General features: G+C 70.5%; 33 protein-coding genes. 17 read left to right on the forward strand and 16 right to left on the reverse strand.

Translation table 11 applies throughout. The annotated features are described in order from the left end of the window. Position 1: 1 nt before the first annotated feature. From murQ to ASF68_RS11695, 3 genes are all read right to left on the reverse strand, one after another. Complete coding sequence (murQ, locus tag ASF68_RS11685) at positions 2 to 922, reverse strand: N-acetylmuramic acid 6-phosphate etherase (protein ID WP_056010382.1); 921 nt, start codon at positions 920 to 922, stop codon at positions 2 to 4. A gap of 66 nt (positions 923 to 988) precedes the next feature. Further along, a complete protein-coding gene (locus ASF68_RS11690) occupies positions 989 to 2,152 on the reverse strand; it encodes an anhydro-N-acetylmuramic acid kinase (RefSeq protein WP_235526795.1) in 1,164 nt (387 codons plus the stop codon). After that, complete coding sequence (locus tag ASF68_RS11695; RefSeq protein WP_056010388.1) at positions 2,149 to 3,486, reverse strand: MFS transporter; 1,338 nt, start codon at positions 3,484 to 3,486, stop codon at positions 2,149 to 2,151. The genes ASF68_RS11690 and ASF68_RS11695 overlap by 4 nt, the downstream gene beginning before the upstream one ends. Before the next feature lie 134 nt (positions 3,487 to 3,620). On the opposite strand from ASF68_RS11695, the gene ASF68_RS11700 reads away from it, so the two are divergent. From ASF68_RS11700 to ASF68_RS11715, 4 genes are all read left to right on the forward strand, one after another. After that, the gene (locus ASF68_RS11700) at positions 3,621 to 4,508 is read left to right on the forward strand and encodes a MurR/RpiR family transcriptional regulator (protein ID WP_056010391.1); all 888 of its coding nucleotides are present in this window, start codon (positions 3,621 to 3,623) and stop codon (positions 4,506 to 4,508) included. Between the two features lie 84 nt (positions 4,509 to 4,592). Continuing rightward, entirely contained in the window at positions 4,593 to 5,039 is a 447-nt protein-coding gene (locus ASF68_RS11705; protein ID WP_056011872.1) for a VOC family protein, read from the forward strand. 88 nt (positions 5,040 to 5,127) lie between these two features. Further along, positions 5,128 to 6,111: a GNAT family N-acetyltransferase gene (locus ASF68_RS11710; protein ID WP_056010394.1), complete on the forward strand. Its 984-nt coding sequence runs from the start codon at positions 5,128 to 5,130 to the stop codon at positions 6,109 to 6,111. 126 nt (positions 6,112 to 6,237) lie between these two features. Then, a complete protein-coding gene (locus ASF68_RS11715) occupies positions 6,238 to 6,642 on the forward strand; it encodes a VOC family protein (protein WP_056010397.1) in 405 nt (134 codons plus the stop codon). Here ASF68_RS11715 and ASF68_RS11720 read toward each other — a convergent pair. Both ASF68_RS11720 and ASF68_RS11725 read right to left on the reverse strand, forming a co-directional pair. Then, the gene (locus ASF68_RS11720; RefSeq protein ID WP_056010400.1) at positions 6,597 to 7,121 is read right to left on the reverse strand and encodes a hypothetical protein; all 525 of its coding nucleotides are present in this window, start codon (positions 7,119 to 7,121) and stop codon (positions 6,597 to 6,599) included. The two genes, ASF68_RS11715 and ASF68_RS11720, sit on opposite strands and share 46 nt — an antisense overlap. A gap of 123 nt (positions 7,122 to 7,244) precedes the next feature. Then, positions 7,245 to 7,460, reverse strand: a complete 216-nt coding sequence (locus tag ASF68_RS11725; RefSeq protein ID WP_056010402.1) for a hypothetical protein — start codon at positions 7,458 to 7,460, stop codon at positions 7,245 to 7,247. Between the two features lie 125 nt (positions 7,461 to 7,585). On the opposite strand from ASF68_RS11725, the gene ASF68_RS11730 reads away from it, so the two are divergent. After that, positions 7,586 to 7,798, forward strand: coding sequence for a hypothetical protein (locus tag ASF68_RS11730; RefSeq protein ID WP_157579963.1), 213 nt, complete (start codon positions 7,586 to 7,588; stop codon positions 7,796 to 7,798). A gap of 49 nt (positions 7,799 to 7,847) precedes the next feature. On the opposite strand, the gene ASF68_RS11735 is transcribed toward ASF68_RS11730, so the two are convergent. Further along, entirely contained in the window at positions 7,848 to 8,609 is a 762-nt protein-coding gene (locus ASF68_RS11735) for an SDR family NAD(P)-dependent oxidoreductase (RefSeq protein WP_056011875.1), read from the reverse strand. A gap of 176 nt (positions 8,610 to 8,785) precedes the next feature. Between ASF68_RS11735 and ASF68_RS11740 the strand changes: the two genes are divergently transcribed. Then, the gene (locus tag ASF68_RS11740) at positions 8,786 to 9,394 is read left to right on the forward strand and encodes a hypothetical protein (RefSeq protein WP_056010408.1); all 609 of its coding nucleotides are present in this window, start codon (positions 8,786 to 8,788) and stop codon (positions 9,392 to 9,394) included. Positions 9,395 to 9,559: 165 nt separating this feature from the next. Here the strand turns inward: ASF68_RS11740 and ASF68_RS11745 are convergent, their stop codons facing one another. Then, on the reverse strand, positions 9,560 to 9,820 hold the full coding sequence (locus ASF68_RS11745) for a hypothetical protein (RefSeq protein WP_056010410.1): 261 nt from the start codon (positions 9,818 to 9,820) through the stop codon (positions 9,560 to 9,562). 45 nt (positions 9,821 to 9,865) lie between these two features. Between ASF68_RS11745 and ASF68_RS11750 the strand changes: the two genes are divergently transcribed. Further along, complete coding sequence (locus tag ASF68_RS11750) at positions 9,866 to 10,333, forward strand: lipoprotein (protein ID WP_056010413.1); 468 nt, start codon at positions 9,866 to 9,868, stop codon at positions 10,331 to 10,333. A gap of 67 nt (positions 10,334 to 10,400) precedes the next feature. Here the strand turns inward: ASF68_RS11750 and ASF68_RS11755 are convergent, their stop codons facing one another. From ASF68_RS11755 to ASF68_RS11765, 3 genes are all read right to left on the reverse strand, one after another. Beyond that, positions 10,401 to 11,456 (reverse strand): S41 family peptidase, encoded by a 1,056-nt coding sequence (locus ASF68_RS11755; protein WP_056010416.1) that lies wholly within the window; start codon positions 11,454 to 11,456, stop codon positions 10,401 to 10,403. 104 nt (positions 11,457 to 11,560) lie between these two features. Next, positions 11,561 to 11,788, reverse strand: a complete 228-nt coding sequence (locus tag ASF68_RS11760; protein WP_056011878.1) for a hexameric tyrosine-coordinated heme protein — start codon at positions 11,786 to 11,788, stop codon at positions 11,561 to 11,563. A 14-nt stretch (positions 11,789 to 11,802) separates the two neighbouring features. Further along, entirely contained in the window at positions 11,803 to 12,351 is a 549-nt protein-coding gene (locus ASF68_RS11765; protein ID WP_056010419.1) for a carboxymuconolactone decarboxylase family protein, read from the reverse strand. A gap of 123 nt (positions 12,352 to 12,474) precedes the next feature. Between ASF68_RS11765 and ASF68_RS11770 the strand changes: the two genes are divergently transcribed. From ASF68_RS11770 to bla, 3 genes are read left to right on the forward strand one after another with little or no spacing between them, the layout of a single operon-like run. After that, positions 12,475 to 13,365: an AraC family transcriptional regulator gene (locus ASF68_RS11770; RefSeq protein ID WP_056010422.1), complete on the forward strand. Its 891-nt coding sequence runs from the start codon at positions 12,475 to 12,477 to the stop codon at positions 13,363 to 13,365. Between the two features lie 7 nt (positions 13,366 to 13,372). After that, positions 13,373 to 13,780 (forward strand): SRPBCC family protein, encoded by a 408-nt coding sequence (locus ASF68_RS11775; protein ID WP_056010425.1) that lies wholly within the window; start codon positions 13,373 to 13,375, stop codon positions 13,778 to 13,780. Continuing rightward, complete coding sequence (bla, locus tag ASF68_RS11780) at positions 13,777 to 14,712, forward strand: class A beta-lactamase (RefSeq protein ID WP_082498591.1); 936 nt, start codon at positions 13,777 to 13,779, stop codon at positions 14,710 to 14,712. The genes ASF68_RS11775 and bla overlap by 4 nt, the downstream gene beginning before the upstream one ends. 31 nt (positions 14,713 to 14,743) lie before the next feature. Here the strand turns inward: bla and ASF68_RS11785 are convergent, their stop codons facing one another. Continuing rightward, positions 14,744 to 15,793, reverse strand: a complete 1,050-nt coding sequence (locus ASF68_RS11785; protein ID WP_056010428.1) for an SDR family oxidoreductase — start codon at positions 15,791 to 15,793, stop codon at positions 14,744 to 14,746. 85 nt (positions 15,794 to 15,878) lie between these two features. Here ASF68_RS11785 and ASF68_RS11790 point away from each other — a divergent pair, with 85 nt between their 5' ends. From ASF68_RS11790 to ASF68_RS11815, 6 genes are all read left to right on the forward strand, one after another. After that, complete coding sequence (locus ASF68_RS11790; RefSeq protein ID WP_056010431.1) at positions 15,879 to 16,193, forward strand: helix-turn-helix transcriptional regulator; 315 nt, start codon at positions 15,879 to 15,881, stop codon at positions 16,191 to 16,193. Positions 16,194 to 16,262: 69 nt separating this feature from the next. Continuing rightward, positions 16,263 to 16,706 carry a hypothetical protein gene (locus tag ASF68_RS11795; protein ID WP_056010433.1) on the forward strand — a complete coding sequence of 148 codons (444 nt, stop codon included), beginning with the start codon at positions 16,263 to 16,265 and terminating at the stop codon, positions 16,704 to 16,706. After that, the gene (locus ASF68_RS11800; RefSeq protein ID WP_082456019.1) at positions 16,699 to 17,025 is read left to right on the forward strand and encodes a transcriptional regulator; all 327 of its coding nucleotides are present in this window, start codon (positions 16,699 to 16,701) and stop codon (positions 17,023 to 17,025) included. The genes ASF68_RS11795 and ASF68_RS11800 overlap by 8 nt, the downstream gene beginning before the upstream one ends. 107 nt (positions 17,026 to 17,132) lie before the next feature. Further along, entirely contained in the window at positions 17,133 to 18,272 is a 1,140-nt protein-coding gene (locus ASF68_RS11805; RefSeq protein ID WP_056010436.1) for an FAD-dependent monooxygenase, read from the forward strand. A 27-nt stretch (positions 18,273 to 18,299) separates the two neighbouring features. Beyond that, positions 18,300 to 18,653, forward strand: a complete 354-nt coding sequence (locus ASF68_RS11810; RefSeq protein WP_056010439.1) for a UBP-type zinc finger domain-containing protein — start codon at positions 18,300 to 18,302, stop codon at positions 18,651 to 18,653. Beyond that, on the forward strand, positions 18,650 to 19,909 hold the full coding sequence (locus ASF68_RS11815; RefSeq protein WP_056010441.1) for an FAD-dependent oxidoreductase: 1,260 nt from the start codon (positions 18,650 to 18,652) through the stop codon (positions 19,907 to 19,909). The genes ASF68_RS11810 and ASF68_RS11815 overlap by 4 nt, the downstream gene beginning before the upstream one ends. A 36-nt stretch (positions 19,910 to 19,945) precedes the next feature. Here the strand turns inward: ASF68_RS11815 and ASF68_RS11820 are convergent, their stop codons facing one another. Both ASF68_RS11820 and ASF68_RS11825 read right to left on the reverse strand, forming a co-directional pair. Then, the gene (locus tag ASF68_RS11820; protein WP_056010444.1) at positions 19,946 to 21,166 is read right to left on the reverse strand and encodes an MFS transporter; all 1,221 of its coding nucleotides are present in this window, start codon (positions 21,164 to 21,166) and stop codon (positions 19,946 to 19,948) included. Positions 21,167 to 21,197: 31 nt separating this feature from the next. Next, positions 21,198 to 22,013, reverse strand: a complete 816-nt coding sequence (locus ASF68_RS11825; protein WP_369796457.1) for an SDR family NAD(P)-dependent oxidoreductase — start codon at positions 22,011 to 22,013, stop codon at positions 21,198 to 21,200. Between the two features lie 171 nt (positions 22,014 to 22,184). Between ASF68_RS11825 and ASF68_RS11830 the strand changes: the two genes are divergently transcribed. Next, positions 22,185 to 23,270 (forward strand): GlxA family transcriptional regulator, encoded by a 1,086-nt coding sequence (locus ASF68_RS11830; RefSeq protein WP_082498675.1) that lies wholly within the window; start codon positions 22,185 to 22,187, stop codon positions 23,268 to 23,270. Here the strand turns inward: ASF68_RS11830 and ASF68_RS11835 are convergent. Genes ASF68_RS11835 through ASF68_RS11845 form a run of 3 tightly spaced genes read right to left on the reverse strand, consistent with a single transcriptional unit; the run spans position 23,267 to position 26,045 of the window. Then, complete coding sequence (locus tag ASF68_RS11835) at positions 23,267 to 24,067, reverse strand: family 1 encapsulin nanocompartment shell protein (protein WP_056010447.1); 801 nt, start codon at positions 24,065 to 24,067, stop codon at positions 23,267 to 23,269. The two genes, ASF68_RS11830 and ASF68_RS11835, sit on opposite strands and share 4 nt — an antisense overlap. Beyond that, entirely contained in the window at positions 24,064 to 25,134 is a 1,071-nt protein-coding gene (locus tag ASF68_RS11840; protein WP_082498592.1) for a Dyp-type peroxidase, read from the reverse strand. The genes ASF68_RS11835 and ASF68_RS11840 overlap by 4 nt, the downstream gene beginning before the upstream one ends. After that, positions 25,131 to 26,045 (reverse strand): CdaR family transcriptional regulator, encoded by a 915-nt coding sequence (locus tag ASF68_RS11845; protein WP_056010450.1) that lies wholly within the window; start codon positions 26,043 to 26,045, stop codon positions 25,131 to 25,133. Before ASF68_RS11845 ends, ASF68_RS11840 begins: the two co-directional genes overlap by 4 nt. Positions 26,046 to 26,126 lie beyond the last annotated feature (81 nt).

Here is a 26,126-nt window from a genome sequence, read left to right on the forward strand (position 1 = left end):
TTCAGGCGCTCGCAGCAGCGGACACGGCCGCGCGGACGTCGCCGTCGTTCGCTTCGAGCAGGCGTGTCGCCGTCGCGGCGTCGACGTCGGCGAGGAGCATGACGACGGCCGTCTTGGCGTGTGACCCGGCCTGTTCCAGGGCGGCGTCCGCGACGGCGCGGTCCGCTCCGGTGGCGTCGGCGACGATCCGCTGCGCGCGGTCGACGAGCTTCTCGTTCGTGGGCCGCACGTCCACCATGAGGTTGGAGTAGACCTTGCCCGAGCGCACCATGCTCGCGGTGGAGAGCATGTTGCACACGAGCTTCTGCGCGGTCCCGGCCTTGAGTCGGGTCGAACCCGTCAGTGCCTCGGGGCCGGTCATGACCTCGATGGCGATCTCGGCCTCGGCACCGATCCGCGAGCCCGTGTTGCAGGACACCGCGATGGTCGCTGCGCCCAGCTGTCGGGCGTACCGCAGGCCGCCGATGACGTAGGGGGTGCGACCACTGGCTGCGAGCCCGACGACCACGTCCGTGGGTCGGAGCTCGGCTGCGCGGAGTTCCGCGGCACCGAGTTCGATGTCGTCCTCAGCACCTTCGACGGCGACCACGAACGCGTTCTCGCCGCCGGCGATGAGCCCGATCACTTCGGAGGGGTCGGTGCCGAACGTCGGCGGGCACTCGACCGCGTCGAGCAGGCCGATCCGACCGCTCGTCCCGGCGCCCAGGTAGATGAGGCGCCCGCCGTTCCGTCGTGCCTCCGTGATGCGTTCCACGGCGCGGGCGATGTCCGGCAGTTCCGCGCGGACCGCACCCGCGACGAGCCGATCCTCGTCGTTGATGACCTCGAGCAGCCGAAGCGTGTCGAGGGTGTCGAGGTCGATCGTGCGCGGGTTGCGCCCCTCCGTCGAGAGTGCGGCCAGGGTACTCGAGGTCTCAGGCACGATGGGCCCTCCGTTCTGGGTCTGACGGCGTGCGGCCGTCGAGGGGATCCGGGGTCGTGTCGGCGCTCATGCTTCGAACCGTAGCCCCCGCGGCGGCCCGTCGAGGGTGCGTGCCGGAAGGACGCGTCCGGGGACGATCGCGCCGAGCACGCTGCCGTGCGAGGCGCCGGTGGCTGAGGGCAGGGATCCCGCCTGTCCGTTCACCGTCAGGAAGCCGAGGACGGCGAAGGCGAGCGCCTCCTTCGCGTCGGACGGGAGCCCGGCGTCGTCGCTGATCACGACCTCGGCATCGGGGAGGGCCGCGCGGATGCGTGCGACGAGCTGCGGGTTGCGGACCCCGCCGCCGGCGAGGATGACGCGTTCGACCCCGCGGACCGCGTCGGCCACGGTCCGGGCGGTCAGCTCGGTCAGGGTCGCGACCAGATCCTCCACGGGCAGCGTCGGACGCCCGGCGAGCTGCTGCCGCAGGTACGCGAGGTGGAAGAGTTCCTTGCCCGTCGACTTCGGTGCGGACCGCTCGTAGTACGGCTCGCGGAGTAGCAGCTCGAGGGTCTCCTCGTGGACGGTGCCGCGCGCGGCGAGTTCACCGTCGGCGTCGTACTGCCGGGCGCCACCCGTGTGCTCGGCGACGACCGCGTCGATGAGGGCGTTCGCGGGTCCGCTGTCGAACGCGATCGGATCCGTTCCCGGGCGCACGATGGTCGCGTTCGCGATGCCGCCGAGGTTGACGGCTGCGGCGGTCCCACCCGCGAGCCAGAGGGCGTCGATCATGCTCACGAGCGGGGCACCCTGGCCGCCGGCCGCGACGTCGCGCGAACGGAGGTCGGCGACGACGGTCACGCCGGTGCGTTCGGCGATCCAGGCAGGCTGACCGAGCTGGAGGGTGCCCTCCACCCGGCCGTCCTCGACCCAGTGGTACATGGTCTGGCCGTGGGAGACGATCAGATCGGCGTCGCCATCGCACAGCTCGGCGACGGCCCGGACCGCGAGGTCGGCGAACGCCTGGCCGATCCGGGTGTCCAGGCGGCAGACGTCCTCGACGCTCGTTGCCGCGGGCGGGAGGGCTGCGGTGATCATGGCCCGCAGCTCCGGCTCGTACCCGGCGGTGATGAGGCCGAGTGGGCGGACGACGAGGGTGTCGCCGTCGACGCTGATCTCCGCGGCGGCCGCGTCGATCGCGTCGTGCGAGGTGCCCGACATGAGGCCGATGACACGCACTGGCCGGGTCACTTGCGCAGCTCCGTCCGGTGCGCGTTCCCTCGGAGGGTGCCGATCGCGATCGCGCTCACCACGCACGTCGCCATCACGTAGTACGCCGGCACGTCGAGGTCGCCAGTGGAGGCGATCAGTGAGGTGATGATGAGGCCGGCGCTGCCCGAGAACACGGCGTTCGAGATCGAGTACGACAACCCGAGGCCGGTGTAGCGGACGGAGGTGGGGAACATCTCGGCGAGCATGGCCGGGCCGGGGCCCGCGATCATGCCGACGACGGCTCCGGCGACGAACACGGCGAGCCCGTGGATCCCGACCCCGAGGTCCGGGTTCTGGAGCACGTTGAGCAGGGGTAGCGCGAGGATGACGATGAGGCCGGTGCCGGTGAGCATCACCCAGCGGCGTCCGATCTTGTCCGACAGCCATCCGGCCGGGAGGATCGTCGCGGCGAATCCGGCGTTCGCGAGCACGGTCGAGATCAGGGCCTCCTGGAACGACGCGTTGAGGCTGCTCTGCAGGTAGGAGGGCATGACGACGAGGAAGGTGTACCCCGCGGCGGACCATCCCATGAGGCGGCCGATGCCGAGGAGGATCGCCTTCGCGGTCGCCGCAGCGCCGGCACGGACGACCGGCTGCGTCGCAGCCTTGGCGGTGTCGGAGCCGTCGGTGCCCGAGGCGGTGATCTGCTGGAACTCCGGCGTCTCCTCGAGCTTGAGGCGGAGGAACAGGGCGACCGCGCCGAGCGGGATCGCGAGGAGGAAGGCGATCCGCCAGCCCCACGCCGCCAGATCCGCTTCGGACAGGACGGCCGACAACAGCGCGACGGTTCCCGCGCCGCCGAGGAGGCCGAGCGCAACGGTGAACGACTGCCAGGAGCCGTAGAGTCCGCGCTTGCCCGCAGGTGCGAACTCGGTCATGACCGAGACGGCCCCGCCGAACTCGCCACCCGCGGAGAGCCCCTGGAGGATGCGCACGAGCGTGAGCAGGATCGGAGCCGCGACACCGATCGACGCGTACGTCGGGAGGATGCCGATGAGGGCGGTCGCTCCGGACATCAGCACCAGGACGAGGATGAGCGTCGGCTTCCGACCGATCCGGTCGCCGATCCGGCCGAACAGGGCCGCACCCACCGGGCGGAAGAAGAAGGCGATGGCGAAGGACGCGTACGTCGCGATGAGCGACTCGATACCCGTCTGCTCGCCGTCGCTGAAGAACTGGGCCGCGAGGATCGTGGCGAGGAACCCGTAGATCCCGAACTCGTACCACTCGATGAAGTTGCCGACGCTGCCGGCCACGATGGCGCGACGCCGGGCGGCGCTGCTGATCGTGATGGGCGGTGTGGAGCTGGTCACGGGACCTCCCTTGGTTCCTGGATCGTGCTCGGGGCTTTGCCACAAAGATACACGGTCAGACGAGGGATGGTACTTTCCATACCTGTCGTCGGCCGGTGCCGACGGTACAGTGATGACCGACGAGGGGAGCACGCATGGGAGCAGACGGCCGCAGAGCGCGGGCGGTGTCCACCGAGGTGCGCGCTCGTCTCGAAGAACTCCGCCCCTCGGAGCGCCGCATCGCGGAGTCGCTCCTGGCCGACCCGGGCGCGTTCGCAACGCGGTCGGTCGCGGAGATCGCGGAGGAGGCGTCCACCTCGACGACGACGGTCGTGCGGTTCACGCGGAAGATCGGCTACGACCGCTTCAAGGACTTCCGGCACGACCTGACCGAGGAGAACCTCCGCGAGCGGCTCGCCCTGGCCGGCACGAACGCCCAATCGCCCGACATCGTCGCCGGCGACAGCCTCGACGACATCGTCGCGAAGGTCGCCGCGAACGAGTCCCTCTCGATCGCCGACACCGCCCAGGCCCTCGACACCGAAGCCCTCACGCGCGCAGCGGCAGCGGTCGCCGGCGCTCGCCGCGTCGACATCTTCGGCGTCGGAGCGAGCTCGATCGTCGCCGTCGACCTCCAGCGCAAGCTCTCCCGCATCGGCCGCGTCGCACTCGAATGGCCCGACTCGCACGCGGCCTGGACGGCTGCCGCGATCCTCGACGAGCAGTCGGTCGCCGTCGCCATCTCGCACTCCGGAGCGACCTCCGACACCGTCGACTTCCTCCGTCTCGCGGCTCGCTCCGGCGCGACGACGATCGCGATCACGAACCATGCGGAGTCGGCGCTGGCGAACGGCGCGGACATCGTGCTCCAGACGGCCGCCCGGGAGACCGCGTTCCGGTCGGGGGCGCTCGGAAGTCGGATCGCGCAGCTCATGGTCGTCGACTGCCTCTTCATCGGCGTCGCCCAGGTCGACTACGAGGCGTCCACGGCGGCCCTGCAGCGCACCTTCGACGCGGTGCGGGAGCGTCGCACCTCCGAGTGACGTCCGCGTCGGCCGCATGTCGGTCGGTGCCGAGGTTCGTTCCCGGAGGGTGTGAACGCTCGATCGGTGAGTAGCATGCGGGTCATGGCAATCAAGCTGGAGAACGTCGGGATCGCCGTCCGGGACATCGAGGAGGCCATCTCCTTCTTCGTCGATCTCGGGCTCGAGGTCGCGGGGCGGGACACCATCAGTGGCGACTGGGCGGACACCGCGGTCGGTCTCGACGGCAACCACGCCAAGATCGCCGTCCTCAAGACGCCGGATGGTCATGGGCAGATCGAGCTGTTCGAGTACCTGCACCCGGATGCGATCGAGACGGAACCGACAGCGCCCAACGAGATCGGCATGCACCGCGTCGCCTTCTCGGTCGACGACATCGACGTCGCCCTCGCCACGGCGGCTCGACACGGGTGCTACCCGCTTCGTGGTGTGGCGAACTACCAGGACGTCTACAAACTCACCTACCTGCGTGGCCCGAGCGGCATCCTGGTGATGCTCGCCCAGGACCTGACGAAGACCGAACCGCGCTGAGCGGCACCCTGCCGGACGGCGGTGCCGGCGTCTGGACGCACCAGATCCGCACTGGACAGGCTGGGCGCTCCTCGCCAAGGTGGGAGGGATGACCGACACCCGAGCAGACGTCCTGATCCGACCGGCCACCGAGCCTGAGCTGCGCCACCTGCCCGACTGGGCGATGAGTGGCCCGGTGACGACGGTGGCCTTCGAGCGCTTCGGCGGCGAGGTCGATGCCCGGAACTATCGGCCGGAATGGACCTGGGTCGCCGAGCGGGACGGGCGGATCGTCGGTCACGCGCTCTGGTGGGGACAGTCCGACGCGTCGAGACCTGCCACCCTCGACCTCCTCGCTGCCGACCCCGAGCTGTCGGCCCCTGAGGTGGTCGGAGCGGCCCTCATCCGCGCCGGCGTCGACGCGTTCGGCGCCGGCCCGGCACTGGAGTTCAACGTCGACGTCGCTCCGGGGTGGGCGGATGACCCCGGAGCGGTCGCCGCCGTCCGCTGGCGGGAGGCCGCGGCTCACGGGGGAGGGCTTTCTCGCACCACCGAACGCATCAGCTTCGCGAGGTCGAGCACCGATCCCAGACCCCCGCGCTCGACCCGCCTGCGCTTCGTCGAAGCCCCGGACGAGCGGTTCCACGAGCTGTTCGCCCAGGTCGCGACCGGGACGCTCGACGCGCACACCCTCGACATGGTCGCCAGCGAAGGCGTGCAGGCGCTCGCCGACGACGACCTCGCGTTCTACCGCTCCCTGCCCGGGAAGCGCGAGGCGTGGCGGGTCGCCGAACTCCTCGACGGCACGACCGTCGGGTTCATCATCCCGACCAGGACCGCCTACGACGCGAGCATCAGCTATCTCGGCGTGCTGCCCGACCATCGTGGACACGGGTACGTCCACGACCTCCTGGCGGAGATGGTCCACGTGCACCACGACGACGGGCAGGACCGGATCGTCGGCACGACCGACGCCGCGAACGTGCCGATGCGGAACGCGTTCGAACGAGCAGCCTTCTCGGTCACCCGGGTGCGGATCGTGCACGCCCAAGCGGGCGACGGTGCAGAAGGCGACGCGGCCGGACTCGCCTAGAGCATGCCCGGTCAGCGGCGATGGACTCGACCATCGCGGCGTCGCCATCGGACGGTCGCGCATCGCGCCGACCGCAGCCCGGAGATCGTCCTTGTGGCTGATTCGTGCCGGGCGTAGCTTGACCGCATGAGCCTCTTCATCACCTGCCCGGTCGAGAGCGTCGAACGCGCGACCGCCTTCTACGACGCCCTCGGCTGGACGCGCAACGCGGCGATGTCCTCCGAGCAGGTGTCCTGCTTCGAGATCGCTCCCGAGCAGTTCGTCATGCTCGGCAGCCGCGAGATGTACGCCGGGGTCGGTGGCACCGAGGACCTCATCGGCGGACCGGACACGCCGTCGAAGGTCACGGTCTCGTTCGACCTCGGCAGCCGGGAAGCGGTCGACGAACTCGTCGAGCGTGCTGGCGCCGCGGGCGGACGGGTCGGCGACACCGACGACTACCTGTTCATGTACCAGCGCCAGTTCGACGACCCGGACGGCTACCACTACTCACCGTTCTGGATGAAGCCGGACACCGAGCCGACCGCCTGAGCGACCCCACCTCGACACGGTACGGCGAGCAGGTCTCCAGCCACGAGGTCTCGCGGGAGCTGCACGAACGGCTCGTCGCCCGCCGGATCGAACGCGGACTCGTTGTCGAGGCGGAAGGCGACGGAGTGCGTCGTGGACGCCCGGCCGATCAAGCGGAGTTCCGACCAGCACGCGTCGGTTTCCGACAGGCGGGCGTCGAGGGTGAGGTGATGGCCGTCCTCGCCGACGGCTACCGCGACGACGCGGGTGACGATCACGGAGGTCTGCTCGGTGGAGGACGGACACCCGCCGGTGCCCGGGATCACCGCTGCCGCGGTGTGGACGCACGGCGTTCCCCGCCGCGCGACCAGGAGCAGCATCGGGACGTCGGCGACGATCACGTCCGTGGTGCTGAGGCTGGTGTGTGCCGGCCAACGGTCGGGGACGAACGGGTCCGGGATGCTGCGGCGGAGCGAGGGCAGGATGGTCGTGAGGGTCATGACGACCGGTCTACGCCTCACCGACCCGTCGGATGCCGGTCCTCACGGGATCCATACGTCGATGAGCGGAACCCCGACGTTCTCCTCACGCTCTGAACTCAGGACTCGAGCGTGGCCAGCGAACTATGAGGGTTCGCCGTCCTCGTGCACCGGTCGCTGCGCCGCTCGACGCCGGCGGTCGTCGCGCCACCTGAGGAGGGTCATCGCCAGGTTGAGGGCGAGGAGCGAGAGGGCGGCGAGCTTCAACGGGAGCGGCATGGACGGGTTCAAGCCAAGGATCAGCGCGAGAACACCGAGGAACCCGAGCCGGACCCAGGGTGCCGCAGCCGCGTTCTTCATCCGGCCACTCTAGCCGCAGGCTTCCGGCGGCGAGTCGCGCTCGCAGTGTGCCCCGCACGCTGAGCTGCCCATGACGTGAAGGAACCGCTGGCGACGACCGGCCGGGACGACCTAGGCTGACGTCCATGCCACCGCCGCCCATGAGCAGGACCCGTTCCACCCTCCTGCTCGCTGCGGCGGCGCTGCTGACCGTCGCCGGGCTCGCGCAGCTCGTGTTGTGCCTCATCGACTGGTCCGGTGAGGCCGGCGACGTGTTCCAGCTGGTGCTCGCCGCGGTGCAGTTCGTGTGCGGGCTGATCGCGTTCATCCTCACCGCGCGTCGTCGTTCTCGGTCGTGATCGCGAGTGGTTTCGGCAACCCCTGCTGACCGCGAGTCGCGGGCCCCCGTCAGTCGATGGTGTGGCCGCCGTTGACGGTGATGCGCTGGCCCGTGATGAACCCGGTCCGGTCGGAGGCGAGGAACGCGACGGTGTCGGCGATGTCGTCGATCGTGCCCATGCGCCCCATCGGCACCTCGGCCAGGTACGCGGCGATGTCGTCCGCTGACGCATCAGCGTGACGCTCGACGGGGATCCACCCGGGGGCGACCAGGTTCACGGTGATGCCGTTCGGCCCGAGCTCGCGCGCCCACGACCTGGTCAACCCGAGCTGGGCACCCTTCGCCGCGACGTAGGCGGACATCTCGGGGAGCGCTCGCTCGAACATGTCCGAGCCGATCTGGATGATCCGGCCGAACCGCTGCTCCCGCATGTGCGGGGCGATGGCCCGCACGAGCAGCGTCGGACTCTTCACGAAGAACGCCAACTGGGCGACGTGGTCGTCCCAGCCGAGCCGGTCGATCGGCACCGACGGTTGGGGGCCGGTGGCATTGGCGACGAGCACGGAGATGGGCGCGGCTGCCTCAGTGATGCGCTCGACGAGCGAGGCCACCGACTCCTCGTCCGTCACGTCCGCGCTGAACGCCTCGGCTGCACCACCGGCCTGCCGGATCGATTCGACGACGTCAGCCGCCTGTTCGGCACCTGATCGGTAGTTCACGGCGACGAAATACCCGTCAGCACCCAGCCGACGGGCGATCCCCGCACCAAGCCCTCTCGACGCACCGGTCACCAGTGCGACTCGTTGACCCGCGAACCCGTGTGAGGTCATCGCCGTGCTCCGTTCGATCGTCGGCTCGAACGCCGATGGATGGGACGCCATTCCGCGCTGCCGTCCAGAGTTGGCGTCGCGTCTGCCCTGACCTTCCCGAGGATAGTCGGCCGTTCGACCGGGTCGACGCCCGACGACATGACGCGGCCACCACCAACGGGCACTACCGTCGAGGGATGCGCCCTGCTCCCCGCTCCACCGGCAGCCTCCGTGTCGCCCAGGTGGTCTCGGAGGTCTTCGGGCCCGCGCCGCTCCTGACGTTCGCACTGGTCCAGGCCGGTGTCGGCACCGCGCCGCACGGCGTCTGGACGGCCCTGCTCGCCTCGCTGCTGATCGCGGTCCTGCCCTACGCGGCGCTCATCCTCTTGGCGCGCTCCGGGCGGGTCAGCGGGCGGTTCGTCTCCGAGCGACGGCAGCGGGGACCGATCCTCGCGTGCGTGCTCGTGTCCGTGCTGCTGGGCGTGTCACTGCTCGTCTGGCTCGGCGCAGACGCCGGGTTGCTGGCCGTCGGCATCGCCGCGATCATCGGCTTGCTCGTCGTCACGGCGGTGAACCTGGTGTGGAAGTTGTCGATCCACGCGGCGATCGCGGCCTTCGTCGCCATCCTGCAGTTCGGGTCCCTGCCCGTGGGGCTCGCCGCGGCGCTGCTCCTCGTGCCGCTCGTCGTCGGCTGGGCTCGCGTCCGCGAGGGGGCGCACACGACGGCGCAGGTCGTCGCAGGGTTCGGTGCCGGTGGTGCGGTCTTCCTCGCGTATCTGCCGATCCTCGCCGCGCTCCAGGGGTAGCGGGAGCTGTACCCCGGTTTCGTCTCGATCGACGAAAGACGTGGCCGGCCTCGACGTGACGTGGAACGGCACCGCCCAGGACACGGTCGGTGTGCACGTGCCGGGCTGGAGCCGACCGCTCCCGGTGTGAACCGATCGGCGGTTGCTCGCGGGGCCCAGGCGCGCCTACTCGGCTCGGTCGGGCCGAGGGTGCGTCCGGCGACGTCGACGAGCGCGGACGAACTGCACGAGCGCGATCGTCGAGGCCGCGACCAGGACCGCGATGATGATCCACGTGCGGAGGGCGGCGGGAGAGGACGCGACGTCGACGCCGAACGCCAGTAGTGCGACGGCGGACACCAGGACGACCCGCACCGCCCAGTTCTTCAGGAGCCAGTCGCTGACGCGATCGACCCCGGCGGTCTCATCCCAGTCCCGGTACCCCATGCGCGCAGCCTACGCGGGCCAGACCTTCGTGGTAGGAAGGTCCCCATGCGCCGCGCCGTCAGCACTCTCCTCGCCATCTGCATCGTCGGTGCCCTCGCGGGGTGTGGAGCGTTCCAACGAGGGCCCAGCTACGAGTCCGCCAAGGCGGCGGCGGTCTCCCTGCGTCAGGAGTTCGAAGCGACGTTGCCGGACGGAGCGTCGACGGTGAGCGAGGACGAGGTCGACGTCGCATGTAACGGCGGTGCCGTCGAGTTCAACGGCATCGTCACGGTGAGCGTCGCGGAGGATTTCGACCGGAACGCCTGGTTGGACGAAGCTGCCGCGATGTATGCCGACCGAGCGGCGTGGAGGGTCGAGAAGAAGGTCGCAGCCGACAACTCCTCGGACGCCACCACCGCCGTCTCGTTCTTCTCCGAGAACGGCTACTACATGCGTCTTGGCGAGTTCGCGACAACGCCCGAGTGGGGGCCGGTCATCGTGCTGTCCGCATCCGGTCCGTGTGTGCGTCGCTGAGTCGAGCGTCCGTCCACGCCCGTTGAGCGGCAAAGTGGGCGACTTCCGCTGATCGGGCGGTCGCCGCTCAGCGGAACGTCGCGAGCCAGTCCGTGACCGCGGCCTGCAGCTGCGTGTCGTCGACGACGGTGTCCGGCTGGATCGGGACCCCGTACCGTTTGCCGGTGCGATCGGCGTCGACGGCGACGGTCAGGTTCACCACCGCTCCGTCGTAGAGGCGGAGCGGCTGGTTGGCGGTGCTGAAGCCGTAACTCGGCTGCCCGAACACGTGCACGTCCGCTTGGCCGATGAACGCGATCGCGACCGCTTCGGCGGAGCTGCCGGTCATCCCGTCGATCAGCACGGCGATGGGGCCGTCCACCTTCTGCTGCGGACTCGTCGCCGCGGCCTGCTGCGCACCATCCGAGGAGACCGTGCCGCCGTCCACCGATACCACGGTGGATCGGTCGACGGCTTCGAACGTCTCGACCGTGCCGTCGTCCAACAGCGGTGCGACGGCCGCGAGCATCGGCCAGACGTTGCCGCCGTGGTTGTCGCGGAGGTCGACGACCCAGTCGGTCGTGCTGCGCGCCGCGTCTGCGATGGCGGTCGTCACCGTGTCGATGTACCGCTGGCCGAAGGAGTCCGGCCCCGTCCCGCCGCCGATCAGGGTCGGCAGGCGGATGGTCGTCACGCCGTCGGTGCTGGTCACGGTCGGGAGCTCGTTGTCCGCTTCGTTCCCGGAGGATGGCCCGAACTGCTCCGCGGCCGCAGCGGGATCGGCGAACGTCGTGTGGGGGCCGCCCAGTCCGGATGCCGCTGCGGCGAGCGGCCCATAGGTGTCGGTGTACACGTCGGCGTCGGCGACCTCGGAGAGCACTCGCGCCCGGACCTCCGCGTACCGCTTCGGCGTCGCCTCGATGCCCTGGCGCATGCCGTCGAGCGCGACCTCCGCGTAGGTCTGCGGCGACGGCGGGACGAGGTAGATCCCGAACGACCGCAGGAGCGGTGCGGCGACGATCGCGCCACCCACGATCACCGCGAGGAGCGACGCCGCGACGACGCCGACGATGCGGCCCCGTCGTCGTCTCCGCCCGGTGATCGGCTGCTGCAGGGGAGGGTGGTGACGGGTGGTTCGGGGCATGCTTCCACGCTACGAACCGCTGCCGCCCGAGGCGTCCGTCCGCAGGACGATCCCGCCTCGTGGACGTCATCCGCGGGCGGGATCGTGGTGCGGCGGTTCGGCGGTCAACGCCAGTAGCCGTTCGCTGCGGCGACGGTCTGGAAGTTGATCGCGATCACCTGGGAGGCGCCCATCAGGCTGTCGGCGTTCTCCGCATAGGCGACCCGCAGACGTGCGCGGACGTCCGCGTCAGGCTGGGTCATCTTGACGCCGGTTCTCGACAGCTTGATGGCGAGCGCATAGCCATCCTCCGGTGTGGCGGCCAGCAGGGTGGGGAGCCAGGATTCGGTCATCGGGACCACCCCGCTCAGGCTGCAGGGCGAAGCGCCACGGTCGGGAAGTCGACCGGCACCTCGAGCGCGACGTTGAGGTAGTTCGTGAACAGGTTCAGGGCGACCTGGCCCACGATCTCGACGATCTGCTCGTCGGTGACGCCGTGCGAGCGCAGCGCTTCGACGTCGGAGGACGGGACCTGACCCCGGAGCTCGACGAGCCGCAGCGCGAAGGCGAGGATGGCGGCGGTCTTCGGGTCGTGGGACTGCCCGGTCTGCGCAGCCGCCATGGCGTCACGGCTGACACCGGCCTTCCGGCCGAGCGCGGAGTGCGCGGCGAGGCAGTACTCGCAGGAGTTGCGGTTGGCGACGGCGACGGCGATCTGCTCGCCGAGGGCTGCGCCGAGCGAGCTGCTCGCGCCGAACGCGCCGAAGGCCGACCACATGCTCGTCAGGGCAGCGGGCGAGTTCGCGACGGTCTTGAACATTGCCGGAACGGTGCCGAAGGCGGCGCGGATCTGGTCGAGCTGCTCCTTGGTGGTTCCGGTCGCGGTCTCGGGATCGACGAGGGGGATGAGTGACATGGCTGGGTTCCTCTTCTGACTGGCCCGGTGTCTCCGGGGGTGATCCCATCCTGCGCGCCGACACCGGACGATTCGTTGCAATACGTCTGGACTTCGGTGCAGATCGTCTGAGATGCTGGCGGTATGTACCCCGTGGACCGCCTGTCGTCGATGCTCGAACAGTTCCGGATCCGGGCGAGCCTCTTCCACGCGGGCCCGCTGTGCGGCGTCACCACGTTCGCGGCGAGCCCCGGGCGCGGCTTCCTGCACGTGCTCCGCGACGGCGAGATGACCGTCACGCATCAGCACGCCGACGGCCGGATGGAGACCGTCGAGGTCGATCGCCCGAGCCTGCTGTTCTACCCGAGGCCGCTGGAACACGCCTTCCACAACGCGCCGACCGAGGACTCCGAATTCGCCTGCGCCACCATCGACGTCGAGGGCGGTGCCACACATCCGCTCCTCCTCGCGTTGCCGCCGGTCGTCGTGATCCCGCTCGACGCAGTGACAACGCTCCGGCCCGCCCTCGATCTCCTCTTCACCGAGGTCGACGCCGGTGCCTGCGGGCAGCGGGTCATCGTCGACCGGCTGTTCGAGGTGGTCCTCATGCAACTGTTCCGCTGGATGCTCGACCACACGGACGAGGTCGGGTTGCCGGCGGGCCTCCTCACCGGGCTGGCGGATCCCGCGCTGGCACGCACGCTCGTCGCCATCCACGAGGCGCCGGGTGAGCCGTGGACGTTGACGTCGATGGCGGAGGAGGCACGGCTGTCGAGAAGCACGTTCGCGGCTCGGTTCGCCGCGCTGGTCGGGATGCCTCCCGCCGAGTACCTCACCAGCTGGCGCGTGACGCTCGCGCAGGGCATGCTCCGTGCCGGGGAGCCGGTCGGCCGCACCGCCTCGCGCCTCGGGTACGCCAGTGCGCCGGCGTTCTCGCGCGCCTTCTCGCAGCGCGTCGGGTCATCGCCGCGGGCCTGGTCGGCCTCCGCGCTGTCGGCTGACGCGGTGGCCGTGCGGCCGTGCGGGCTGGCATGATGCCACGATGAGAAGCCACCACGTCAGTCGGGTCATCGCCGCGTCGCCGGAAGCCGTCTACGACTACGCCTCGGACGTCGACAACCTCCCGCGCTGGGCCGCCGGGCTCGCGCAGGCCGCGGTGGTGCGCGAGGGCGACTCACTGTTCGTCGAATCGCCGATGGGCCGCGTGGAGGTCCGGTTCGTCGAGCGCAATCGGTTCGGTGTGCTCGATCACGACGTCACGCTGCCCACGGGCACGGTGGTCACGAACCCCGTCCGGGTCCTGTCGCACCCGGACGGTGCGGAGGTCGTCTTCACGGTCCGCCAGATCGAGCTCGACGATGACGAGTTCGCCCGCGACATCGAGCTCGTCGCGAAAGACCTCGAGCGACTCGACCAGCAGATCACCGGGACCGATCGTCCTCGTCCATGACCGGCCGTCGGCTCTCCCTTCGGACCGTCGTCCTGGCCGGAGCGCTGCTGCTCGGCGTCGTCGGCTGCAGCCCGCCCGCTCCGTCGCCCTCCGGCGGCCCGAGCGCGACACCGACGTCGTCGGCACCGGCGGTGGTCCCCGCACCCGACCGCTCGGCGGAGTTCCAGGCGCTGGAAGCCGAGTTCGGCGCGCGCGTGGGGGTCAGCGCGATCGACACCGGGTCCGGAGCCCGGTTGTCCTACCGAGCCGATGAGCGCTTCGGATACGCCTCGACGATCAAGGCGCTCGCCGCAGCCGTCTTCCTCCACGAGGTGCCCGCCGCGGCGCGGGAAGAGCTCGTCACCTGGTCGGCGGAGGACGTCGAGGCGGCCGGCTACTCACCGGTGACGAGCGAGCACATCGACACCGGCCTCACCCTGTCGCAACTCGCCGAAGCCGCGGTCCGCCGGAGCGACAACACGGCACTGAACCTCGTCCTCGCCCGGATCGGCGGGCCGAGCGGACTGGACGCGGCGCTCGCCGCCCTCGGCGACGAGGTGATCGAGGTCGTCAACGCGGAGCCGACGCTCAACGTGATCGAGCCGGGCAGTACCGAGGACACCAGCACGCCCGCCGCGTTCGCCGACGACCTCTCCCGGCTCATCGACGGTTCCGTGCTGGAGCCCGCCGACTTGGAGACGCTCCTCACCTGGATGAGCGGGAACGCGACCGGCGACACCCTGATCCGGGCCGGTGCACCCGCCGACTGGCCGGTGGCCGACAAGTCGGGTGGTGCCGGCGGCATCCGGAACGACGTCGCGATCGTCCGTCCGCCCGGTCGGGAGCCGATCATCCTGTCGATCTTCACCAACAAACTGGACCCCGACGCCGACTACGACGACGCGCTCGTCGCGGCGGTCGCGAAGGCAGCGCTCTCCGCGTTCGCCTCCTGACCGCTCGTTCCGAGCGATCACGGGTCCGCCGCTACGGGATGAGCCGTTGCTCGCGCAGCTCCTGGAAGATGCCGAGGAACATCGCCTCGGTGTCGACGTACTCGTGGAACCCGGCTAGACGGGACTTCGAGGTGTCCGCGATGACGTCGTAGTCCCACGAGAACACGAAGTCCCCGAACGTCCATGACGAGACGTCCCGATAGGGCGTGGCGACGAGCCCATGCCGGTCGACCATCGCGTTCCACAGCGCCTCCTTGTCGGCCATGACCTCGGCGAGCTGCATCTCCAAGGGTGGTGCGACCTCGAGGTCGAAGAACGCGGCGATCTTCGGCCACATCGACGACCACCGGAACAGGTCGCCGTTCGTGATGTTGAACGCCTGATCGCGGGCGTCCTCGGTGGTCGCCGCCCACACCGTCGCCTTCGCGAGGAGGTCCGCGTCGGTCATCTCGATGAGGCTCGTGTAGGCGCCGGGTCGGCCGGGGAAGCGCAACGGGATGCCGAGCTCCTTGCTCATCGACGCGTAGACGGCGATGACCATGGCCAGGTTCATCGGGTTGCCCAGGCCGATCCCGGCGACGACCGAGGGGCGCAGTGCGGACCAGGACCAGCTCGCCCCGTCGCGTCGGCGTTCGAGGAACTGCTGCTGGTCGACGTTGAACTCGGGCGGCATGTGCGGCGGGTCGGACTCCTTCGCCGGTGTCGCGAAGGGGCCGAGGTGCGCGCCGTAGACCTTGTAGCCCTGCATCAGGCTGATGTGCTCGAGGTGCGTCGCGACGGGTTCGACGGCGTCGACGACGTTCGTGAGCATGGCGAGGTTCGGGGCGACGAGTTCGGCCCAGCTCGGGCGGTCCTGATAGGCGGCGTAGAAGATGTGGGTCACCTCGGTCAGCCCGCGCAGTGCCCGCATGGTCGCGTCGCGGTCGAGCAGGTCGACGGCGATGTGGCGGACGACACCTCGGTCCGTCCCACCGCGGCGCGACAGACCGATGACGTCCCATCCGAGCGTCTCGAGGTGGGTGATGAGGTTCCCGCCGATGACGCCGCGGGCGCCGACGACGAGTGCTGTGTGTTGCGTCATGACTTCTCCATCGTTAGATCGTGATTTACCGATGCACAGTCTCACACAACATCGGGAGATCGCGATATAGCGATAGAGTGGGGCTATGGCGAACGCTGACGAGTCGGACCTGGTGGCGGTGTTCAAGGCACTCGGGCATCCGACGCGCCTCGCGATCCTCGGCTGGCTGAAGGACCCCGAGTCGTTCCCGCCCCAGGATCGGCCCGCGAGCGAGGTGGGTGTCTGTCTGAAGCACATCCAGGCGCGGGCGGAGGTCTCCCAGTCGACCGCTTCACAGTTCATGGCGACGCTCCAGCGCGCCGGCCTGGTCACCTGTACCCGGATCGGCCAGTGGTCGCACTACCAGCGCGACGAAGCCGCGATCGAAGCCCTCGGCCGGCGGCTGTCGCTCGACCTCTGACGGCAGCGGTTGTTTCCTTTCGGGAAACACTGTGATAGTTTCTTCAGACGCAACGACTGGAGGTCGATCATGGATCATGAAGACGCACAGGACCGCTTGAACCAGGCGCGAGACGCCTCACGCCGCTCCGCCCGACAGGGAGCACTCACCACCGCCATCCTCACCGCGGTGCTCATCATCGCGCTCGGGGTCGTCGTCGACCTCGACATGGTCTGGCTGCTCGGACTCGTCGCCATCGGCTTCGTCGCCCTGTCCCTCGCGCGGCCGGTGCGACTCCGCCTCGACTGGTCGGACCGGACCGGCGTCCTGCTGCTCACCGCGAGCGGTGTGGCGGTCGCCGTGGTCTACGTCGTGACCCAGTGGATCGCCCGATCCGCAGGCGCCCCCGTACCCAACACGGTGTCGGCGGTCGTCGCAGCCGTGGTCGTGTTCGCCGCCTGCCTGCCCGCGCTGGTGCGGCTCGCGAACGGCTCCGCGACGCTGGGCGGGCGGTCGGGGTCGCGCGATGTCTGACGACCACCGAGCCGAAGACGCCGAGATCAGCCGTCCGGCGCTGAACCCGCTCTTCCACGAGCCCGCCCGCCTCGCCCTGCTGTCAGCGCTCGCGCCCGCCGAATACACCGACTTCGCCTCGCTCCTCCGCATCACCGGCGTCAGCAAGTCGGCGCTCTCGAAGCACCTCTCGGCGCTCGCCGAGGCCGGCGTGGTCGAGGTCGGGAAGAGCGACACCGACCGCCGCGGTCGACGCATCGCCCTCACCGCGGACGGACGGGTCGCTTTCGAGTCCTATCTCGACGCCCTCGCCGCGATCGTCGAGCGCGCCCGGCGCTGACGCTGACGCACCGCCGATCCGGCCCTCCTGCGGACTTCCGACGCCCGTCGAAACGAGGCGTCTCCCGTCCGACCTAGGGTGGAGGCAGACCATCGGAAGGGGGCGCGATGCGAGCGACACCTGCTGGCGACAGTCTGTCGATCGGGATCGTGGGCGGCTCCCTCGGCGGTCTGTTCGCGGCCTCCCTCCTGATGCGCCGCGGCCATCACGTGACGGTCTTCGAGCGGTCCAGGACCGGGCTCGAACGCCGCGGCGCCGGGCTCGTCGCCCAGCAGGAGATCGTCGACCTGCTCCAAACCGTGGGCCGTGGCGCCGAGGCCCGGGTCGGCGTGGTCGCCACCGAGCGCATCACCCTCGCTCGAGACGGCCGGGTCCTGACGAGCGATCCGACCCCGCAGACCCAGGTCTCCTGGGACCACACCTATGCGGTCTTCCGGAGCCTCGTTTCGCCCCAGGCGTATCGGCTCGGGCAGGCCGTCGTCGCCGTCCACGACCGCGGCGAGGTGGCCACCGTCGAGACGGCGACCGGGGAGCGACACGAGTTCGACCTCGTCGTCGGCGCCGACGGACTGGGTTCCGTCACGAGGCACGCCGTCGCCCCCGACGACGATCGCAACCAGTACGTCGGCTACATCACCTGGCGCGGCCTCATCCCCGAGACCGCCCTCCCTGCCGACGCCGCACGTACCCTCCTCGGACGCTTCGTGTTCTTCTCCGGCCCGCACGTGCACATGCTCGGGTACCTCGTGCCCGGCGCGGGCGGGGAGACCGAGCCGGGAGCGCGGCGCTGCAGCTGGGTCTGGTACCGCAGCATGTCCCCACGTGAGCTCGCCGAGCTCATGCGGCAGTCGGGTCGTCCGGCCGGGAGCTTCTCGACCGCGCCCGGCGACCTCCCGAGCGAGCTCCGCGAACGACTCGTCGCCGAAGCCGGGCAGCTCCTCCCTCCGCCGTTCGCCGCCGCGGTGGCCGCCGAGCCCGAGCCGTTCATGCAGGCGATCTACGACTACGTGGCGCCGCGCATGACGAGTGGTCGCATCGCGCTCCTCGGCGACGCCGCAGCCGTCGTCCGCCCGCACACCGCGATGGGAGCGGCCAAAGCGGCAGGCGATGCGCTCGCGCTCGCCGCGAGCCTGGGCCTGGGGCTCGGTGTCGAGGCGGCGCTCGCGCACTACGAGGCCGAACGGCTGCCGGTCGCTCGCGCGATCAGCGACTACGGCCGTCGCATCGCCCGTTCCCTGCAGCTCTGACCACACACCCTTCAGGAGGAGACCACCATGGACGATGTCGAGCGATTCATCAAGCCGGACGTCCCGCCGTCCGGACCCGGTTGCGTCGAGTGCGAGGCGACCGCCAGCTGGTGGCTGCACCTGCGCCGCTGCACGTTCTGCGGCCACATCGGGTGCTGCGACGACTCCTTGAACAAGCACGCCACGAAGCACGCGACCGCGACCGGCCACCGGGTGATCCGCAGCTACGAACCGGGCGAGGACTGGTTCTACGACTACGGCACGGAGGAGTCGTTCGCCGGTCCCACGCTCGCGCCGCCACTCAGCCACCCGCGGTCGCAGACGGTCCCCGGTCCGCATGAGCGGGTGCCGGCCGACTGGGAACGCCTGCTCGGTTCATGACCGCCGTCGGGGAGGTGGCGACGGCGCCATTGCTGGTGTTCGAGCGGTCCTTCGGGCGTGAGGCGTTCGCAATCCGCGACTACCTCACGCGCAGTGGTGTCCCGTTCCAGACGATCCTCATCGAGACCGATGAGGACTGCCGCGACCAGCTCGGCGCTGCGCTGACGGAGACCAGCCTGCCCGTCGTCGTCTTCCCGGACGGCACCCGGCTCGCCGACCCGACCCCGGCGCAGATCGCTGAGCACTTCGGCTGGATCAAGCGACCGAAGCGCAGCGAGTACGACGTCCTGGTCTACGGCGCCGGCCCGGCCGGGCTCTCCGCAGCCGTCTATGCGGCGTCGGAGGGCCTCGACGTCGCCGTCGTCGAACGCGACGCCGTCGGTGGCCAGGCCGGTTCGAGCAGCCTCATCGAGAACTACCTCGGGTTCGCGCACGGCATCTCCGGGGCCGCGCTCGCCGAACAGGCGCGCCGACAGGCGATCGCGTTCGGCGCCGAACTCCTCGTCATGCGGCACAGCCTGAGCCGCAGTTTCGGCGACCACCACATGCAGGCCGAGTTGGCGGACGGCTCCCATCTCTCGGCGCGAGCGGTCATCTGCGCCACCGGCGTGCAGTGGCGTCGGTTGGGCCTGCCGCTCGAGGACGAGCTCGAGGGCTCCGGCGTGTTCTACGGCGCCGGCACGAGCGAGGCGTCGTCCTGCGTGGGCGAGCACGTGTACATCGTCGGGGGTGCGAACTCCGCCGGGCAGGCGGCGATGAACCTCGCGGCGCACGCCGAGCGGGTCACGGTCCTCGTCCGTGGTCCGTCGCTGTCGTCGACCATGTCGACCTACCTCCTCCGTCGCCTGCTCGCGGCTCCGAACGTCGAGATCCTCGTCGACACCAGGGTCACGGCGCTCCACGGTGACGACCGCCTCCGTGCGCTCACCGTCGAGTCCGCGGGCACGACCACTGAGATCCCGGCCACGCGTCTGTTCATCTGCATCGGCGGCCGGCCCAACACCGCCTGGGCGGAGGATTCGGCGGTCGCGCTCGACAGCCGTGGCTTCCTGCTGACCGGCGGGGACCTCCTGCCGGAGCACCTCACCCGGTGGCCGCTCGCCCGGCAGCCGATGCACCTGGAGACGAACCAACCCGGGGTGTTCGCCGCGGGGGACGTCCGAGCCAACTCGATCAAGCGCGTCGCCTCCGCGGTCGGCGAGGGCGCGATGGCGGTCTCGCTCACCCACCGCTACCTGGCCGAGACGTACGGGTAGGCGTGAGACCGGGACCCCGGAGAACGGCCGGCCTGGTCAGGCCTGTCGGGCCGCCCGCCGCGTCATCGCGACACCGGCGAGCACCGTCGTCACCAGCACGAGCGAGACGAAGATGAGCAGCACCTCGATCTCGGGCGCGAAGGTCAGGGCGAACCCGATCGCGAGCACCGGGAGCGCGAGCCCGCAGTAGGCGATGAGGAAGACGAGCGACAGCGTCTCACCGCGGCGGGCCGGGTCGGCGAGGGACGCGGCCGTGGCGATCGCCGACTTGAAGAGGACGCCGACCCCGAGTCCGGCGATGATCCCGCCGACGATGAAGACGCCCAGCTGCGGGAGCAGTGCACCGGCGGCGACGGCGGCGAGACCGACGCCGCAGCTGACGGTCGCGATGAGGAGCTGGCGCTGCAACGGCAGTCGGGCGAGGAGCACCTGTCCGACGGCTGCCGCCCCGAACACGGAGAACGTCGTCGCCCCGGCGAGGAGGTGGTCCGGTTCGTCGAAGGTGCCGATGAGGATGGTCGGGGCGAGCGAGGTGAACAGGCCGAGCAGCGCGAAGCCGGCGAAGGCCCCGAAGCCGGCTGCGACGAAGGCTCCCCGGGAGGACGCCGGCACCGCGAGTCGCTGCGGTCGATAGCGTCGCTTCGGCTCGCTCTGCGCGACGGTCTCCGGCGCCGCGGCGATCACGATCCCCGCGACGATGAGTGCGACGAGGAACACCGCGTGGGGGAGGACCAGCGGATCGGGGAGGAACTCCGCGAAGAGTCCGCCGATGAGTGGGCCGAGGGCGAGGCCTCCGAGATTGCTGGCCCCGGCGACCGAGGCGGCGACCACCGCGTTCTCATCCGGTTTGGCCACCGCTCGCAGCTCGCCGAGGTGTGCGGTCGCGGTCGCGGTGAGGACGCCGATGCTGACGCCGTTGACCACGCGGGCGACGATCAGCCCCTCCACGCTGTTCCACAGCAGGAACAGCACGGCCGAGAGGGCGGAGATGAGGATCGCGATGAGCAGCATGCGCCGTCGTCCGACCCAGTCGCTGATGTGCCCGACGAAGAACAGACTGAAGACGACCCCCACGGCGTAAGCGGCGAAGATGACCGTGATGGTCGAGACGGGGAAGCCGTCCTTCGCCTGATACAGCGCGTACAGCGGTGTCGGGACGGTCGAGTACGCCATCACGAGCAGGAAGGTGGTCGCGACGATCCAGAATCCGGCACCGTGCGAGACGCGGGATCGGGTCGGGACGGAGGAGGTCGTCATCGGGTCGCCCGGCTCTCGGTCGTCGCGGCGGTCAGGGGAGGATCGAGTCGACGTAGCCGCCGTCGACGCGGAGGGCGCCGCCCGTCGTGCCCGACGCGAGTGGCGACGACAGGTAGACGACGAGGTTGGCGATCTCGATGGGCTCGAGGAGTCGTCCGATGAGCGACTGTGGGCGGTGCAACCGCATGAACTCGCGCTGGGCGGCGTCCCAGTCGAGTTCGTCGCCGACGAGCTGCCGCACGAAGGTCTCGACACCGGGCGTGTGCGTGGGGCCCGCGATCACGGAGTTGACCGTCACCCCGGTGCCGGCCGCCGCCTTCGCGAAGCCGCGGCTCACGGCGAGGAGGGCGGTCTTCGACACGCCGTAGTGGATCATCTCCTCGGGGATGACCACGGCCGAGTCGCTGGCGATGTTGATCACGCGACCCCAACTGCGGGCGGACATGCCGGGGAGCAGGAGCCGGGTGAGCCGTGCGGCCGTCAGCACGTTGACCTCGAGCATCGACCGCCACTGCTCGTCGGTGATGTCGAGCGGCGGAACGGCTTCGAAGATCCCCAGGTTGTTGACGAGGATGTCGACGTGGCCGGCCTCGGCGACGAGTTGCTCCGCACCTTCGGCGGTGCTCGCGTCGGCGGTGATCCCGCGGACCGACTCGACCGACTCTTCGTCGAGTGACAGGATGGCCGCTTCGAGCCGGTCGGCGTCGCGCCCGTTGATGATGACGTCCGCTCCGGCCTCCACGAGTCGTGCCGCGATCGCGTAGCCGATGCCGCTCGTCGAACCGGTCACGAGCGCGGTGCGGCCCGTCAGGTCGAGGGGGATGGATCCTGCGCGTTCGAGTCGCATGGGAGAGCTCCTTGGGCGTCGTGACGGTGGTCGGAAGCCCGGGTCGCGGACCTGCCGGTCCGAGCGTACGCCGCGACCGGACGGCCGTTGTCGGACGTTCGTCGCCGAGGTCTTCGACAGACGTCGAAACCGGTGGTGGTCGTGCCGGGGATCGTCGGGCAGGATGAAGGCATGAGCCCGCCCCAGCCGGTGACCCGACCACGGGACGGACTCGGTACGCCTCCACGACGGCGCCGGGTCGGGGTCTTCCTGTTCGACCAGGTGAAGACGCTCGACTTCGTCGGCCCGGCGGAGGTGTTCACGGAGGCGAACCAACGGGTCGACGGCTACGACGTCCGGTTCTTCTCCCACGACGGACGCGACGTCGTCACCTCCATGGGCTTGCGCGTCGGCGTGGACGCAGCCGCGGCGGACAGCGGCCCGCTCGACCTCGTGATCGTCCCCGGGAGCGAGTCGGCCCCGCAGGTGTACCGACCGGACGAAGTGCAGGCCGCGGTCCGGCTCCTCGCGTCGCGCGCAGACCGGGTGGCCTCGATCTGCAGCGGCGCGTTCGCCCTCGCGGTCACGGGGCTCCTCGACGGCAAATCGGCGACGACCCACTGGAAGTTCACCGGTGCTCTCGCAGCCGCCTACCCGTCGATCGACGTGCGACCGGACTCGATCTTCGTCCGCGACGGCGACACCTACTCGTCCGCCGGGGTCGCCGCCGGGATCGACCTCGCGCTCGCCATCGTGGAGGAGGACCACGGCGCGGACGTCGCACGGTCCATCGCCCAGCTGCTGCTCGTCTACATGCGGCGCTCCGGCGGACAGTCGCAGTTCTCCGCCTCGGTCCGGGCGAAGCCGGCGCGCACCTCGATCGCGAAGGCCGTCGCCGACTACATCCACGGCGACCCCACCCGGGCGGGCTCGCTCGCCGACATCGCCGCCCACGCGAACGTCGGCGTCCGCCACCTCAACCGGGTCATCCGCGACGAACTCGGCATGACGCCGATCCAATACGTGGGATCGCTCCGGCTCGACGTCGCGCTCGGCATGCTGGAGGCCGGCGACACCGTGGGCGAGGTGGCCGCCGCCGCCGGGTATGCCAGCCCGATCGCGTTCCGTCGCGCGTTCGCCGCCCGCTACAACACGACACCCTCGGAGTATCAGCGGCGGTTCCGGACGACCGGGGCCGGAGCGGTCGAAACGTCCCTCCCGTCCCGGGCCGGCGCAGCAGCCGACGCCGGTTCGCCGCTCCAGCGCTCGCCGCGCTAGCGGATCGCGATGGCCGCTTCGGGCGTCACGACCCGGAAGCTGAACGACTCCTCGAGGTAGAGACTGACCGAGTCCGCGGTGTGCGCCGCATACCCGAGGGCGATGTCCTGGCCGGACTCGAAGAGGAAGTCGCCACCGCGGCGGCTGATGACGACGGCGCCTTCGATGCCCGGTGTCCACACGATGCCGCCGCCGAGGATCGATTCCAGGTGGGACGAGAGCCGTGCGCCACCCGCGTCGTTCCCACCCGCGACCGACACCCAGCCGGGCGTGTCCACGGCCAGCGCGTACGGGCCGCCAATTCCGGCGCGGGCGAGCGTCTCCACGGCTGCCGCGACCACCTGGGCGAAGCGGGTGGGATCGTCCTCACGTGGCAACGGCTGGTGCGGCGAGGCCGCCGAGATCCCCGTGTACCCCGCCGCAGGCCACTCGGCGAGGATCGCCGTGTTCTCGACGGTCGAGAGGCTCGTGACCGCGTCGTCGAGCGGCGAGAGGTCCACGTCGAGCGCGCCCCTGGCGGCACTGTCGAGTTCGCCGCGGGAGAGGACGAAGTCGGCGCGCACCTCGGTCAGCGGGAGGACGGTGCGTCGGCGGGCGATCACCCCGTCGAGCGGGGCGTCGACGACCGCGCCGACGCGCCCCACGTCGGTGCTCGAGTGCTCCCAGCCGAGCGGCCCGGCGAAGTCGACGACGCGCCGACCACCGAGGACCGGGGTCAGTCTCGTGCGCGCTTCATCGTCGAGCATCTGCCAGGTCTCGGCGGTGATCGGGGCGAGGTGGCGGAAGAGGTGGTTCATGACGTCGTCCTGTCGTCGGCCGGGCGGAGCGACCCGAGGCCGAGTGAGCCGTCGGCCGGCGGTGTCGCGGGGGTGTCGGTGGTGGTGGTCGGCGCGTCGGGCACGGCCGGGTCCGGGTCGTCGTCCATCGCCTCGAGGAACGCGGCGCTGGGTGCGAAGAACACCGAACCGGTCTGCGCGGTCGAGAAGTCGAGGAGCCGGTCGTGCAGGCCGGGAGGATCGCCGACGAACATCCGCTGCAGCATCCGTTCGATGACCCACAGCCGCCGGGCGTACCCGATGAAGTACGTGCCGAACTCGCCGTGGGCCGGGCTGCCGAACGGCATGTTGTCCCGGAGGATGTCGTGTTCGGCGCCGTCCACCACGATCGTCGACAGGGTCTTGTGCGACTTCTGGCCGGTCTCGGCGTCGTCGAGCTCGATGTTCTCGGCCTTCGTGCGACCGATGATCGCCTCCTGCTGCTCGGTCGTGAGCGCACGCCAGCGATCCAAGGGGTGCGTGTACTTCTGCACGACGACATAGCTGCCGCCTGCGAACGCGGGATCCTCGTCGCCGACGAGCGTCGCGTCCGGGAGGGCCTGGCCGACGGGGTTCGCGGTGCCGTCGACGAACCCGAGCAGGTCCCGCACGTCGAAGGAGCGGAAGCCGACGGTCTCGTCCACGACCTCGACGGCGTCGCCGAGCAGGTCGAGGAGCTGCCGCTCGAACTCGAAGCACAGGTCGCGTCGCGCGGCTCGGATGTGGAGCAGCACGTCGCCGGGTGTCGACGGCGCGGTGTGCCGGTCGCCGACGACCGTCGGGAACACGTGGAGTTCGCTCGGCAGCGGACCCCGGGTGAGTCCGCCCCAGACCCGCGCCCCGATCCCGACCGTGCACGACAGGGCGGCGTCGAGGTCGCGGAAGGCGACGTTCTTGAGTACGTCCGCGACGCTCGCCAGCGTGCTGCGGACGGTGTCCATGGCGCCCGCCGCATCGCTCACGGTCAGCACGAGGAACACGGCCGTCCCGCTGAGCGGTGCGTCGACGGCCTGCGGCTCGATCGGCACCCGATGCGAGGAACTCGTCATCGCGGGAGCTCCTCGGCGCCCGCGGTGCGGGGGTGCAGCTGCCGGACCGGGGCGATCGCCCGCCGTCCGTCCCGCGCTCGCCGAGCCCCGGACGGAGCCGACGCGCGTCCCGACGCCGGCGTCCGGTCGTTCCACAGGCGCAGCAGCTTCAGCGTCAGGTGCAGCGTGCTCCGCTTCCAGCCGTCCGCAAGGGCTTCCCGCACGACCTCCGGCATCGTGTCCAGGCGGTAGTAGAGCGTCGTGCGGTGGATGTGCAGGCGCTCGCAGGCGGCGACGACGTTGCAGCCGGCGTCGAGGTAGGTCTCGATGGTCTCCAGCCGGACGGGGTCGGCGTGCCGCAACTCGTCGGCGGCGGGAGACACCGCGGTGATGAGGGAGGGGTCCGCCTCGATCGCATGGAGCAACCGCCAACCGCCGAGCTCCTCGGCCCGGGTCGAACCGACCGCCTGGCCGACCTGCCCCACGATGTCGGCCGCCGTGCGCGCCTCGTCGACCGCGTGCAGCAGGTCGTCCTCGTCGGCGTGGAGGGAGGCGGACCCGATCGCGGACACCCGGACCCCTGTCGGGACGACGGAGCCGATCCAGTCGGCGACGGTCCCGGGCGCCCGGCGTTCCGAGGTCACCAGGACGAACTCGCCGAGCTGCTCGAGCACGATCGTGTGGTCCCGGCCACCGTGGCGGAGGGCGCGGGCGAACTCGTCGCGCTGTTGGACGCTCGTCGTGGAGAGCAGGACGGAGCGCACGACGACGTCACCGTAGGCGTCGAGCCAGCGTCGGGTCCGAGCGGTGTGCAGGGCCCGCCGCCGACGGTCGCGGTGGTCGCAGAGCAGGTCGCCGAGGACGAAGGCCCGGTCGTCGGGGACGGACCAGGCGCTGTCCATGGTGTCGCTCGTGCTGCGTTCGCCGTTCATCGGTGCCCCTCCGCGCGGATGGATACGAGTGCTGTCCCGCTCAAGCTAGGGCGGTGGGTCCCGGCGAGCGTGGCCCGCCGA

Origin of the sequence: Plantibacter sp. Leaf314, from assembly GCF_001423185.1 — a bacterium.
Taxonomy (GTDB): domain Bacteria; phylum Actinomycetota; class Actinomycetes; order Actinomycetales; family Microbacteriaceae; genus Plantibacter.